The following is a 12780-nucleotide window of genomic DNA, read 5'->3' as shown; positions in this document are numbered from 1 at the left end:
CGCACCTGCACTTCGAGATACGCGGCGAAAATCAAATTGCGCTCGATCCGCTTGACTGGCTCAAGCGACGCGCGCGCTGACTGGGGGAGAGTGGCTCCGTGCAGGGCGGACAGAAACGCGGGGACCGCCCCTCCCGGCCGCTGCAGTTCGCTTCTTCGGGTGAGATCATAACTCTTGCTACCGCTCACTGACGCGTCCGTCCGGGGCAGCCCCCGCGTTTCTGTCCGCCGCCAGCCAGCTTCCCAGGAGCGCGGTGGCGGCGCGTGGGCAGTCAAAAGCGGTCGGCTTTCGGAGCGCCGGTGAGCCGCGATCGGGGTCGGTGCCGCGCAGCGGGCGTCAGTGAGCGGTAGCCCCGCTTGGGATCTCTCAAGTTGAGCGAACTGCAGTCCGCGGAGTGGCACCGACCCTGATCGCGGCTCACATCCACACGGAGCCAACGCACAGATCGCCCATGCAACTAGTCCGCGACGCCGATCCGCTCCTCCCCCTGCGCCTTGCCGCGCCTGAGCGCCGCCTCCAGCAGCAGCATGAGATCGCCCGTATCCTGCACCGCCGGATGCGGAAACGCGACGATGCCGGCCGAGACCCGCGGCCGCTCCCCCGGCGGCAGCCCGGCAAACTCGTCGGCCTCGAGCCGCTGCCTGATCCGCTGCACCAGGTCGCGCGCGCCCTCGGACGCCGTCTCGGCCAGCACCAGCGCGAACTCGTCCCCCCCGTACCGCGCGACGAAATCCGAGGCGCGCACCTCGCGCTGCAGCATCCGCCCCATCTCGGCCAGCAGCCGGTCGCCGGCGCTCCGGCCCAACCGCTCATTGAGCTGCTCCTGCTCGTCCACATCGAGCAGCACGAGGCTGAACGTGAGCGAGTAGCGCTTGGCCCGCGCCGATTCCTCCTCCACCCGCCGGTCGAGCGCGTCAGGCGCCGCCACGCCGGTGAGCGCATCGACGCCGCACTCTGCCGTGCCCGCCGAAGGCGGCACGCGGCGCTCTGCCTCCAGCACCCGCGCCGCCGCGCGCGCGAGCTGGGCCACGAACGCCTCGTCCGCGGCGGAGAGTCTCGTGCCCGCGTGCCGGGTCCGGAGCAGCAGCGCGCCGAGCACCCGCTCGCCCGCGGCGAGGGGGAACGCCGCCACGCTCTGCACCGGCACCGCCGTGTGCTGATAGGCCCAGCGGCGGCGGGCCGCATCGAACAACGGATCGGCGTGGATCTGCTCCACGATCACCGGCCGCGCGGTGCGCAGCACTTCGACGATCTCGGGATAGCGCTCGAGTTCGAGCCGCACGTCGCGCGAGGTGGCGCCGCCGCTTCCCGCGACGATCGTCGCCGTCACGTCACCTTCGCTCGCCGCGACGACGGCCGACTCCCAACGCGGCAGCATCCGCGCGAGGCGCGCCGTGAGCGTCTCCAGCAGGTCGGGCGTGCGCTGCGCCACGCGGGCCTCCTCGATGAGATCGAGCAGAGCCTCGCGGACCCGTCCGTTGGCGGGCCCGCGCGCGCCGCCGCGGCCCCGCGCCCGCGCATCGACCCGCGCGCAGAGCTCGGGCGGGTGCACGGGGCTCGCGAGTGCATCGTCGGCGCCCATCGCGAGCGCGCGCGTCGGCCCCTCGCGGTCGGGTGAGCCAAGGAGCACGACGAGCGGCACCTGCCCGCCCCACGCGGCGTGCAGCGCCTGGAGCAGCGTGGCGAGTGCGGCGTCGGCTTCGGGAGCGGAGATAAGGGCGACGTCGGGTGGGGCCGCCGGCGCGCCGGGGGCAGGCGGGGCTGGACGTTCACCGGGGCTCGCCGCCTCGGCGACGTGGAATCCTGCGCGGCTCAGCGCGCGCTCCATACCGTAAGGGCGCGCCGATGGATCCCCCAGCAGCAACACGCGCGGCCGCTCGGGGCCGTGCTCCGAGCCGGTCTCGCTCACGGGCGTGAGGGATCGAGATGCATCAGTCAACCTTGCCGGAGTCAGCTCCGCGCGGGTCGGCCGTGCCGGAACGGCTCGGCGCTCATGTATCGACCCAAGGCGGCGTGGACAAGGCGCCAGCCCGCGGCGTCGAGATCGGCGCCACCGCGATCCAGGTCTTCACCAAAACGCCAAACCAGTGGCGCGAGCCCCGGATCAGCCCCGAAACCCGCGCCGCATTTCGCCGAGAGTATGAGCGGGCGAGATTGAACGGGGTGGTTTCGCACGATTCGTACCTGATCAATCTGGCATCGCCGGACCCCACTCTAAGTGCGCGCTCGGTCGCGTCTTTCACCGCCGAGCTGGAGCGCTGCACGGTCCTCGGCATCCCCGCCGTGGTGTCGCACCCGGGCAACTACATTGATGAGCGCTCGGCGGGCCTCGCCCGGAACGCAGCCGCCATTGCCCGCTGCCTCAAAGGCGTGGCGGGTAACGTGATGGTCCTGCTCGAGACCACCGCCGGCACCGGCACCGCCCTTGGCAGCACTTTCGAGGAGCTGGCCGAGCTGCGCGACCGGATTCCCGCCCGCCTCCGGCGCCGCGTCGCGTTCTGCGCCGACACCTGCCATCTCTATGCAGCGGGATACGATATCGTCAAGGACTATGATGGGGTCTGGGCCCGGTTCGACCGGGTGATTGGCCTCGAGCTGCTGCGCTGCCTTCACCTCAACGACTCCAGGACTCCGTTCGCCTCCCGCCGCGACCGCCACGAGTTGATCGGCGAGGGGACTCTGGGCCCCCAACCCTTCCGGCGCATCATGACCGATCCGCGCTTCGCGGCAGTCATCAAGGTCCTCGAAACCCCCAAAGGCGACGACGGCGTCACGACGGACCGGAAAATGCTTCGGCGCCTCCGGCGTTACGCCGGCTCGGTTGCCTCCCGCCGCCGACGTATCAATCTTTCCTGACCGGCCGCATGGCCACTCCCGAGCCGCGCGCTCCGCGCGCAGTGAGAGCTTTTGCAGATGACCCGTCCGCGTGTAACCGTCGAGCGTGAGCGCCTCACCCTTGCCGAGCACGGCCTCGATCCCGAGCGCATCCTTCCCAATCTCACACCTCCCCGTCTGATCGAGTACGCCCTGCGCCGGGAAGAGGGCGTGGTGACCGATCACGGCGCCTTTGCCGCCATCACGACCCCGCGCACCGGCCGATCGCCCAAGGACAAGTTCATCGTCGCCGAGCCCGACACCGCGGACCGCATCTGGTGGGCGAAGAACGGCCGGATGGAGCCGGGCGCCTTCGAGCGGCTGCACCATGACGTGCGGGCGTATCTCGATACGCGCGAGTTGTTCGTGCAGGATCTCTTTGCCGGCGCCGACCCGGCGTACCGTCTGTCGGTCCGGTTCATCTCGCCGAGCGCGTGGCACTCGCTTTTCGTGCGCAACATGTTCGTTCGGCCCGTGCCCGCGGACCTGGCGCACTTCAATCCGGGGTTCACCGTGCTCCACGCGCCGGAGTTCCAGGCCGATTCCGCGCGCCACGGCACCCGGAGCGCCACGTTCATCGCGGTGAGCTTTGCGACCCGCGTCGTGCTGATCGGCGGCACCCGCTACGCCGGCGAAATGAAGAAATCAATCTTCAGCGTGCTCAACTTCCTGCTGCCGGAGCGCGGTGTGCTCCCGATGCACTGCTCCGCCAACGTCGGCCCCGACCACGACACGGCCATCTTCTTCGGCCTTTCCGGCACCGGCAAGACCACGCTCTCGGCCGATCCGAGCCGGAGTCTCATCGGCGATGACGAGCACGGCTGGAGCGATCACGGCGTCTTCAACTTCGAGGGCGGCTGTTACGCCAAGGTCATCGGGCTCCGGCCCGACACCGAGCCCGAGATTTACGCCGCCACGCGCACCTTCGGCACCGTGCTCGAGAACGTGGTGCTCGACCCCGCGACGCGCGCGGTGGACTACGATGGCACCCGCATCACCGAGAACACCCGCGCCTGTTATCCGCTGCATTACATCTCCAACCACGTGCCGGGCGGCCAGGGCGGACACCCGGTCAACATCGTCCTGCTCTCCGCCGACGCCTTCGGCGTCATGCCGCCGGTGGCGCGGCTCACGCCCGATCAGGCGATGTACTACTTCCTCTCGGGCTACACCGCCAAGGTGGCCGGCACCGAGGCGGGCGTCACCGAGCCGGTCGCCACGTTCAGCGCCTGCTTCGGCGCGCCGTTCCTGCCGCTGCACCCGAGCGTGTACGCCTGCATGCTGGGCGAGAAGATCGCGCGGCACGGCGCCCGGGTGTGGCTGGTGAACACCGGCTGGACCGGCGGCGCGTTCGGCACCGGCGCGCGGGTCAAGCTCGCGTACACGCGGGCCATGGTGCGCGCCGCGCTCTCGGGCCAGCTCGACCGCGCGCGATACGTGCGGGATCCGGTGTTCGGCGTGGAGGTGCCCGTGGCGGTGCCCGAAGTGCCGGCCACCCTGCTCGACCCGCGCCGCACCTGGAGCGACTGCGCCGCGTACGATGCGCAGGCGGCTAGGCTCGCCCGCATGTTCGAGGAGAACTTCACGCAGTACCGCGCGCACGTCTCCGCCGCCGTCGCAGGAGCGGGACCGCGCGTGTGACGCCTCCGCGCACCGCCGAATTCGAGGTCATCCGCGACCCGCTCTGGGATAACATCAGGCTCGACCGCCCCGCGCTGCTCGCCCTCGACACCGCCGCGGTCCAGCGTCTCCGCTACATCCGCCAGCTCGGCCACGCCTTTCTCGTCTATCCCGGCGCCACCCACACCCGGTTCGAGCACGCCCTCGGCGCCTATCACCTGACGCGCCGCGCGCTCGGCAATCTGGAGGAGCGCGGCGAGCTGGATGGAGTGCCCGAGGAGGAACGTCACGCCGTCCGCCTCGCGGCGCTGCTGCACGACATCGGACACTATCCCTTCTCCCACGCGCTCGAGGAGGCGGGGTTTCCCTCCCACGAAACGCTGGGCGTGGCCAAGCTCCACCAGGGCGAGCTCGGTGCCCGACTCGGCGAGTTGGGCGGCGAAGGATTCGCCGCCAGGGTCGGGGCTCTCATCACGCAGGACAGCCCGAGCGCGCTCCAGGGGCTCATCTCCGGATCGCTCGATCTCGACAAGATCGACTACCTGAGCCGGGACGCGTTCATGTGCGGCGTTCCGTACGGCACGGTGGACGTGGACCGGCTGCTGGCCTCGCTTACGCTGGTCGATGCCGGCGGACGGCTCGAGCTCGGGGTGCACGAGAAGGGCGTGAGCGCGCTCGAGTCGCTGCTCTTCGCCAAGTACCAGATGTACCGTAACGTCTACTGGCACCACGCGGTGCGCGCGGCTACCTGCATGTTCAAGCGCGCGGTGCGCGAGGCGGTGGCGCGGGGCGGCGTGCGCGTCGGCGCGATCGCGGAGGCGACCGACGACGGGCTCATGGAATTGCTGGTGAACGGCCGCCGGAACGAGCTGGCCGCCTGCGTCCGCGCGCGAAGGCTCTACAAGCGCGCGCTCGATCTCCCGGCGAGCGATCTGCCGTCCGACGCCGAGCCCTGGGTGTCGGACGACCCCGACCTGCTCGGGCGGGTGGAGGACGCGCTCGCTGCCGAGGCGGGCCTCGCGCGCGGGGGGCTGCTCGTCGATTTTCCGACTCGCACCGCGATGCTCGGCGTGGATCTCCCACTCCGGTTGCGCGATGGCGCGGTCGATCGCCTCACCGGCGAAGGCCGCGCCGGCCAGCTCGGCCTGCCTCGCGTGGCCGATGAGCTGTACCGGAGCGCGCGGCGCCTTCGCGTGTTCGTCTCATCGGCCCCGGACCGGAGCCTGGGCGGCATTCTTGATCTCGTGGCGCTCCCCGCAGAGGAAATCGCCCGGAGACTTGACGAAAGGCTGCCTCTCCTGCCATCGTAGCGCGCTATTCGTTTCCGTCCCGATTTTCACCCGTAAGGAAGGCCAGCATGCACGTATCGCCATTCCGCGGCCCGGACTCGTCGGCGACCTCCGCGCCGAGCCAGTCCGGGGCCGATGCTTCCGTTCGTCCCCTGCTTACCGAGCTGCTCAACCGGAGCAAGTTGCTGGAGTACGCCGTGAGCCACGTCGAGGCGGCGAGCGCCCAGGGCGGGCGCCCGGCGCAGCGCGAGGCGCTCAAGGCGTTGTACCACACGGTCCAGCTCGTGGCCATGGATCTCTCCCGGCTCCGCGACAAAGCCGTGCGTGAGGGGGTGGTGACGCCGGGCGGCGGATACAACGAGGATTGGCTCGTCCAACCCTCGGAGGCGTCGCCGGAAGACTCGGCATCAACCCCGGTGCGCGAGCACGCGGCCGACACGAGCCACGAACACGAGCGCGAGCACCCGCGCAGCGCGGGCGCCGAGCCGGCGCGCGGCGGGTCCGAATGGAGCGAATCGGAATGGAGCGAATCGGGAAAGCGCGAACCGTGGCAGGCGGCGACCTCCCAAGCCGCGTCGACCGACGCCGGCGCTGCGCACGCCGAAGCGAAGGAAGCGCCTGAGTCGGGTGGCACCGCCACCGCGACCGAGCTCGATCAGGACGAACTGCCCCGGGGCAACGAAAAGGTGTTGGTTGTGGATGCCGACGACGCCACGCGCGAGCCCGCCATCCACGTGCTGCGCGAGCTGGGATACCGCGTGCACGAGGCGCGCTCCGCCGAAGAGGCAATCGCCCACCTCGCGGCCAACAGCGACGACGTGCACCTGCTGCTCACCGCGCTCCAGCTACCGAGCATGGGCGGCCCGCAACTGGCCGAGACGGTGATGTCGTGGCGGCCGGGCGTCCGGGTGTTGTTCACTCCGATGGCCGACGCGCACGCGGGTGTGGCGGTCGAGGCGTACCAGCTTCCGTTCCGGAGCTGGGCGATCGCGAAGCCGTTCCGGCCGACCGACCTCGCCTTCAAGGTGCGCGAGGTGCTCGAGGCCTGAGCCGCCGGTCGAGAGGGTGAGCACAGGCCCCGAAAACACAACGCCCGGCTGAGTGCGCTGCACTCACCGGGACGAAGGCTCTTGGCAGTTTGATCACCCGGTCTGCTCCGATACCCCGGGGCCCGAAGGCTATGTCCTGAAATCGTTGGACGAATAGTACACCTGCACCGGTCCGAGCCACAAGGGGTGACCTCCATCCGATGACCCCCAAAGCCTTTGCGGACCATTTCTCGGCATTGGCGCCGGAGTACGCCGCGTGGCGGCCGCACTACCCGGAGGCGCTCTTCAAGTGGCTGGGGACGCTGGCCGCCCGGCGTGCGCTCGCCTGGGATTCGGGGACCGGCAACGGCCAGGCGGCGCTCGGACTTGCCGGCGTATTCGATCAGGTCATCGCCACCGACGCGAGCGCGGCGCAACTCTCCGCCGCCGCGCCGCACCCGCGCGTCGAGTACCGCCAGGCGCTGGCCGAAGCGAGCGGGCTCGACACCGGATCGGTGGACCTCGTAACGGTCGCGCAGGCGCTGCACTGGTTCGACGTGCCGGCGTTCTTTGCCGAGGCCGGGCGGGTGCTGGCACCCGGCGGCGCTGTCGCCATCTGGACGTACGGCCTACCGTCGTTCGACGACGCGCCGCTTGACCAGGCGCTCGCCCGCTTCTACTCCGACGCGGTGGGCCCGTTCTGGGCTCCCGAGCGCCGCCACGTGGAGGCCGGGTATCGCACGCTGCCTTTCCCGTTCGCGGAAGTGGCGACGCCCGCCTTCGAGATCCGCGCTGACTGGACGCTCGACGCCTTGCTCGGCTACGTGGGGACCTGGTCTGCGACGGCGCGCTTCCGCGAAGCACGGGGATACAATCCGCTCGAGACCTTCGCCCCCGAGCTGTTGCCGCTCTGGGGAAATCGAGCGGACGCGCGGCCGCTGCGGTGGGCGCTCAGCGTGAGGGCCGGGCACCTGCGGTAGCGGCAAAGGGGGTTCTTGCGGCGCGCGCGGCCGCGCCCCGACCGCGTTATGTTGCGGGCTCATTCGGAGGTCGTCCTGATGATCAGTCGTCGCGCTTTCCTCACGCGTACCGCCGGCGTCGCGGCCCTGGGCCTCACCGGCCGGAATCTCTGGGCGTTTGCGCCGGTCGGGGCGCCGCTCGTCACCGTGTACAAGAGTCCATCCTGCGGCTGCTGCGCCAAGTGGGTGTCGCACCTCGAGGCGAACGGCTTCCAGACCGCCGTGCACGACCGCGACTCGATGGACGAGGTGAAGGATGGGCTGGGCGTTCCCAACTCGGTCCGGTCCTGCCACACCGCCCAGGTGAACGGGTATCTGATCGAAGGTCACGTGCCGGCCGGCGACATCACCCGGCTCATCGCCGAGCGGCCCAAGGTCTCCGGCCTCGCGGTGCCGGGCATGCCACACGGCACACCGGGAATGGCGGCGCCGGGCGCGCCGCACGAGCCGTTCGAGGTGGTAGCATTCCAGTCGAGCGGCGCCACGCAGGTCTTCGCCCGGCACTGATCGGCGGGTGGGACGTTTCGGTTGGCGAGGCGGTGGAGATCCAACGCCGCCTCCGTGACCGGCTCGTCCCCCATCCGCCTCCAGGGTTTCATCCCCGCACCATAGCCGGCGCCGACGTCTCGATGGAACGCAATGGCGACCGCGCGTGGGCCGCCATCGTGGTGCTCGACGCCGAGTCGCTGTCGCCGGTCGAGTCGGCTACGGCAACGGCGCGGCTTTGCTTTCCGTACGTGCCCGGGCTCCTCACCTTCCGCGAGATGCCGTCCGTGGTGCTCGCGTGGGAGCGGCTCACCCGGAAGCCGGACGCGCTCATCTTCGACGGCGCCGGCTACGCCCACCCGCGCCGGTTCGGGCTCGCGTCGCACGGCGGGATGATGCTCGGCGTGCCCTCCATCGGATGCGCCAAGTCGATCCTGGTCGGCCGGCACGGACCGCTTGGCCCTGAGCGCGGCGCGACCGCGCCGCTCGTGGACAAGGGGGAAGTGGTGGGCATGGCGGTGCGCCTCCGAGCGCGGGTGGCGCCGGTCTACGTGTCGATCGGGAACGAGATGGACCTGCCGACCGCGGTGCGGATCGTGGAGTCGGCGGCGACGGGATACCGGCTCCCTGAGACGACCCGGCAGGCGCATCGGCTGGTGAACGAGCTGCGGACGAGAGGCTAGCGAGAGATGCGCACGAGCTGTATCGGCGCGCCGGATTCAACGCCTTTGCCGCGCCGGAACGCCTCATGGAGATCGTGCGGCGCGATCCCTGCCGCCGCGCCTGAGACCTACCGCCGCCCCTGGCGCCGCTCCGGGCCGGCGTAGCTCGGGTCGAGATGGTGGCGGCGTTCGATTTCCGCGTCGCCGATCGGATTCTCCGGCAGGAGGGGCAGGCCCTCGCGGATGGCCTGCGGGTGAGAGGCGGGATCTCCCTCGGACGCACCCGAATCGGAGGCGCCGCCCATTCCGCTCTCGGGCAGCGCGTCGCCGCGGTAGTCGCGGTTGCCGAATTCGTCGTCCCGGTACTCGTCGTCTCGACGTTGTCGCTTCATCATCGTGTCGCTCGCTCGAACGGGAGCCCCACGCTACGGCACGGCGGGCCTCACGGGTGTGGCCGCGGTCACACTGCGCGGTGCGGCCGGGCGCCGCGAGACCGCGGGCGCCGCGAGCCACACGCCGTTGATTCGTGCCGCGCTTGAGGGCGCCTCGCCGGCGCGGTAGTCTACAGGACTGCGAATCCGGAGAAATCGTGAACCGCGTTTCCCGCATGCGCCGGCTATTCGTGTACGACGCTTGGGCCAACCATGAGGCGCTCGGCTCGCTCAGCGGCATCGGCGGCGGCGATGCCGCGCCCGCCGTGCGGCTTCTGGCCCACGTCGCCGCGGCAAAGCAGCTCTGGCTCGCGCGCATCGTGGATGAGCCGGCGCCGCTCCCCGTCTGGCCGGAGCTCGACGCGCCGGCCACCGCGCGGGCCCTCGCCGAGGCCGAATCCGGCTGGGGCCGATGGCTGAGCTCGCTCGACGACGCCGGCGGCGCCGACCCGCTCGCCCGCGTCGTGACCTACGTCAACTCGCGCGGCGAGCGCTGGTCCAATGCGGTCGAAGACATCCTCGACCACGTCGTGCTGCACGGACACTATCACCGCGGGCAGATCGCGGCCCGGGTGCGAGCGGCGGGTGGCACGCCCGCCGTCACCGATTTCACCCACGCCATTCGAACCCTGTCACTACCACCGGAGGAAATCGTTCATGGCTGAGCCGGTCATGGATGTTCGGCGCCGAGCGGCGCAGCGGGCCCAGGAAGTCATGAGCGGCGCGCTCAGCGCCGATGCCTTTCGCGAGGAGTTTGCCGACGTGGACGACCGCGCGGTGGCGGAGCTGCTGGACCTGATGGAGCACGAGCCGGCGCGGAGGGGCTTGCTCGGCGGCGGCGAGTCCGCCTGGGAGAACTACCGGGAATCGATGCGCGAAATCATCGACAGTCTCGCGGAGTAGCGATGACGGGCGCGCCGCCGGGCGATGCCGGTGCGGGGGGGTCGCGCTGGAAGGCGCTGGCCCTGATGGTGGGGCTGGTGGTGCTGGTGGACGCAGTCGCGATCGCGATCTACTTCGTTGCCGGCATTGGCCGCGCCGGTACGGGGGTTCAGCTTCTCTTCTCGGTCGTCTGGACCGTGGTCACGCTCGCCGTCGTCGTTTGGGGTCTCCGGCGCGTGCGGCCGTTCAGGGCTCGCGTCCGGTGACCCCGGTGACCGCCGGCTGCTCGCCGGTCGGCGCGTCCACCGCGTCGATGCGCACCACGATGGCCGTAATATTGTCGAGGCCGCCGCGCCGATTCGCCTCGTTCACCATCCGGTCCACCCAGACCTGCGGATCGCCCTCCGACATCATGATCTTGGCAAGCTGCTCGTCCTCGAGCATGCCGGTGAGGCCGTCCGAGGCGAGGAGCACCACGTCGCCCGAGTGGAGTGCGCCGAAGTAAAGATCGGTAACGACGTCGCCGCTCGCGCCGACGCAGCGGGTGATCACGTTGCTGTAGGGGTGCACCCGCGCCTGCTCGGGTGTGAGCAGCCCGGCATCCACCTGCTCCTGCACGTACGAATGGTCCTTGGTGAGTTGGGAGATCCGGCCGTCGCGCAGGAGATAGGCGCGGCTGTCGCCCACCTGGCCGATGAGATAGCGCCCCCGCATGAGCACCAGCACCGTCGCCGTCGTGCCCATACCGCGCTTGTCGCGCTCGGAAAGCGTGCGGGTGAAGATCGCCTCGTTGGCCGCGCGAATCGCCTCGCGGACCCGCTCGCCCACCTCTTCGCTGCTGAGTCCGCGGATCGAACCGATCTCACGCGAGGCGATCCGCACCGCCATCTCGCTCGCCACCTCGCCCGCCGCATGGCCGCCCATCCCGTCCGCGACGATGAAGACGCCGCGGTCCGACAGCATGAGATAGTTGTCCTCGTTGCCGGACCGGACGACACCGACATCGGTGCGCGCCGCGCAGGTAAAGTGCACGAGGATGCCTATCGGCTGAGGAGGAGGTAGGCGACCACGGCGGCCACGACGATGGCGACGGCGATGATGCCGCCGATCGGCACGCCGCTCCGGGGCCGCGGCACGGTCCGGAGTGGCCGGCGGAACACCGCGGCCGGATCGGTCCCCATCGACTCCTCCGCGCGGCCGGCGCCGGGCGCAGCATCAGCCGGTGCGGCGCCGGCGACCTCCGGTACCCGATCCATCATGCGCGTGGCGATGCGCGGCTGGATGCCGGTGATGTCGTCGGTCGACTCGAAGAGCGTGGTGACCTCACCGAACCGGATCGACGCGCCGGGACCCAGCGCCGTCTCCTCGTCAATTCGTTCGCCGTCCACGTAGGTCCCGTTGGTCGAGCCAAGATCGCTCAGCATCCAGATGCCTTCGCGCCGCTGCAGCCGTGCGTGCGTGGCGCTCACACTCGGCTCGGGAACGACGAGATCGTTCGACTCGGCCCGCCCGATGGTGACCACCGGCACCCGGACGGTGAGCCGCTTGCCCTTGAGCGTGCCGCTTCGCACGAGAAGTGAGGCGATCGGCGCGCCCGCCATGGCGATCGGCGTCACCGGCCCGGGCAGCGGCGGGAGCGGCGTGCCGAACCCGGGCAGGCCGTGCATCGTGTCCCCGAGCCGCTGCTGCGCACCGGTCGGCGGGCGCGCTTCATCCTCGGCGGCCGGCGGCTCGGGTGTTGGTGACGGGGCTGGTGCGGGTGCCGGCGCTGGTGCGGGTGCCGGCGCCGCCCCGGCGGGCGGAGCGGCTTCGACTGCGGCGGGCGCCGGCGCCGCGTCCACGTAGAAGCGGAACTCATCGCCGCCTACCCTGATCACGTCCGCCCGCTGCAATGCGCGTTCACCCTCGATCCGCGCGCCGTTGACGAAGGTGCCGTTGGTGCTGAGGTCCGCGAGCACGTACGCTTGACCAGCCAGCCCGATCCGCGCATGCCGCCGCGACACGTCGCTCCCCGCCACGACCACGTCCGACGAGGCGTCGCGCCCGAACACGAGCCCCTCCGGCCCGATCCGGTACTCCCGCCCGTCCGTGAGGCAGACCAGGCGCGCGCCACCTGGCCCGGCCACGAACGCGGCCGGCTTGGGTGGCGGCACGAAACGGTCGAACGCTGCGGAGTCGAAAAAGCGGGTGTGACCCCCGCGGGCGGGATCTGTCACCAGGATTTCGTGAGGGCCGATCTGAATCTTGTCGCCGTGAAGAAGTGGGGTGGGATCGTCGCCCTGGCGGATGCCGTTCACCAGAATCTCGGCGTCCGCCGAGGCGCGGCGGATGGCCGCGGAACCGTCGGCAAGACACTGGACTATGGCATGGCGGGGCTGAACGCCCTCGCCCTCGAGCGGCATACCACTCCCGGCGCCCGATCCCACAACCGTCTCTCCGGCGGCAATTGGCACACGGCGGCCGCCGACTTCGAGCTGCATCATCCGCTG

15 protein-coding genes are annotated in these 12780 nt (G+C 70.7%); 10 read left to right on the top strand and 5 right to left on the bottom strand.

All coding sequences use genetic code 11. The features are described from left to right. Positions 1-188, bottom strand: a 188-nt coding sequence (locus VFW66_04320; protein ID HEX5385905.1) for a hypothetical protein, incomplete at its 3' end; no start/stop codon positions are given. A 269-nt stretch (positions 189-457) separates the two neighbouring features. Continuing rightward, positions 458-1909, bottom strand: coding sequence for a diguanylate cyclase (locus tag VFW66_04315; GenBank protein HEX5385904.1), 1452 nt, complete (start codon positions 1907-1909; stop codon positions 458-460). A 17-nt stretch (positions 1910-1926) separates the two neighbouring features. On the opposite strand from VFW66_04315, the gene VFW66_04310 reads away from it, so the two are divergent. From VFW66_04310 to nfi, 7 genes are all read left to right on the top strand, one after another. Beyond that, complete coding sequence (locus VFW66_04310; protein HEX5385903.1) at positions 1927-2856, top strand: deoxyribonuclease IV; 930 nt, start codon at positions 1927-1929, stop codon at positions 2854-2856. 57 nt (positions 2857-2913) lie between these two features. Then, positions 2914-4515 carry a phosphoenolpyruvate carboxykinase (ATP) gene (pckA, locus tag VFW66_04305; GenBank protein HEX5385902.1) on the top strand — a complete coding sequence of 534 codons (1602 nt, stop codon included), beginning with the start codon at positions 2914-2916 and terminating at the stop codon, positions 4513-4515. After that, positions 4512-5804 carry an HD domain-containing protein gene (locus VFW66_04300; GenBank protein ID HEX5385901.1) on the top strand — a complete coding sequence of 431 codons (1293 nt, stop codon included), beginning with the start codon at positions 4512-4514 and terminating at the stop codon, positions 5802-5804. The genes pckA and VFW66_04300 overlap by 4 nt, the downstream gene beginning before the upstream one ends. 47 nt (positions 5805-5851) lie before the next feature. Beyond that, on the top strand, positions 5852-6832 hold the full coding sequence (locus VFW66_04295; GenBank protein ID HEX5385900.1) for a response regulator: 981 nt from the start codon (positions 5852-5854) through the stop codon (positions 6830-6832). Between the two features lie 200 nt (positions 6833-7032). Next, positions 7033-7791 (top strand): class I SAM-dependent methyltransferase, encoded by a 759-nt coding sequence (locus VFW66_04290; GenBank protein ID HEX5385899.1) that lies wholly within the window; start codon positions 7033-7035, stop codon positions 7789-7791. Positions 7792-7869: 78 nt separating this feature from the next. Next, positions 7870-8337: a DUF411 domain-containing protein gene (locus tag VFW66_04285; GenBank protein ID HEX5385898.1), complete on the top strand. Its 468-nt coding sequence runs from the start codon at positions 7870-7872 to the stop codon at positions 8335-8337. 32 nt (positions 8338-8369) lie between these two features. Then, positions 8370-8999 (top strand): deoxyribonuclease V, encoded by a 630-nt coding sequence (nfi, locus tag VFW66_04280; protein HEX5385897.1) that lies wholly within the window; start codon positions 8370-8372, stop codon positions 8997-8999. Between the two features lie 107 nt (positions 9000-9106). Here the strand turns inward: nfi and VFW66_04275 are convergent, their stop codons facing one another. Further along, positions 9107-9373 (bottom strand): hypothetical protein, encoded by a 267-nt coding sequence (locus VFW66_04275; GenBank protein HEX5385896.1) that lies wholly within the window; start codon positions 9371-9373, stop codon positions 9107-9109. A 194-nt stretch (positions 9374-9567) separates the two neighbouring features. Here VFW66_04275 and VFW66_04270 point away from each other — a divergent pair, with 194 nt between their 5' ends. The 3 genes from VFW66_04270 to VFW66_04260 are packed head-to-tail and all read left to right on the top strand — an operon-like array spanning position 9568 to position 10557. Continuing rightward, positions 9568-10074, top strand: a complete 507-nt coding sequence (locus VFW66_04270) for a DinB family protein (GenBank protein HEX5385895.1) — start codon at positions 9568-9570, stop codon at positions 10072-10074. Beyond that, on the top strand, positions 10067-10312 hold the full coding sequence (locus VFW66_04265) for a hypothetical protein (protein ID HEX5385894.1): 246 nt from the start codon (positions 10067-10069) through the stop codon (positions 10310-10312). Before VFW66_04270 ends, VFW66_04265 begins: the two co-directional genes overlap by 8 nt. Before the next feature lie 2 nt (positions 10313-10314). Further along, a complete protein-coding gene (locus tag VFW66_04260; protein ID HEX5385893.1) occupies positions 10315-10557 on the top strand; it encodes a hypothetical protein in 243 nt (80 codons plus the stop codon). On the opposite strand, the gene VFW66_04255 is transcribed toward VFW66_04260, so the two are convergent. Next, on the bottom strand, positions 10538-11323 hold the full coding sequence (locus tag VFW66_04255) for a Stp1/IreP family PP2C-type Ser/Thr phosphatase (protein HEX5385892.1): 786 nt from the start codon (positions 11321-11323) through the stop codon (positions 10538-10540). The genes VFW66_04260 and VFW66_04255 overlap by 20 nt on opposite strands. 8 nt (positions 11324-11331) lie before the next feature. Next, positions 11332-12774, bottom strand: a complete 1443-nt coding sequence (locus VFW66_04250; protein ID HEX5385891.1) for an FHA domain-containing protein — start codon at positions 12772-12774, stop codon at positions 11332-11334. Positions 12775-12780: the final 6 nt, after the last annotated feature.

It is taken from the genome of Gemmatimonadales bacterium (assembly GCA_036279355.1).
Lineage (GTDB): Bacteria > Gemmatimonadota > Gemmatimonadetes > Gemmatimonadales > GWC2-71-9 > DASQPE01.
Note: the sequence above shows the minus strand (reverse complement) of the source record. Positions and strands in the feature narration are given on the sequence as shown.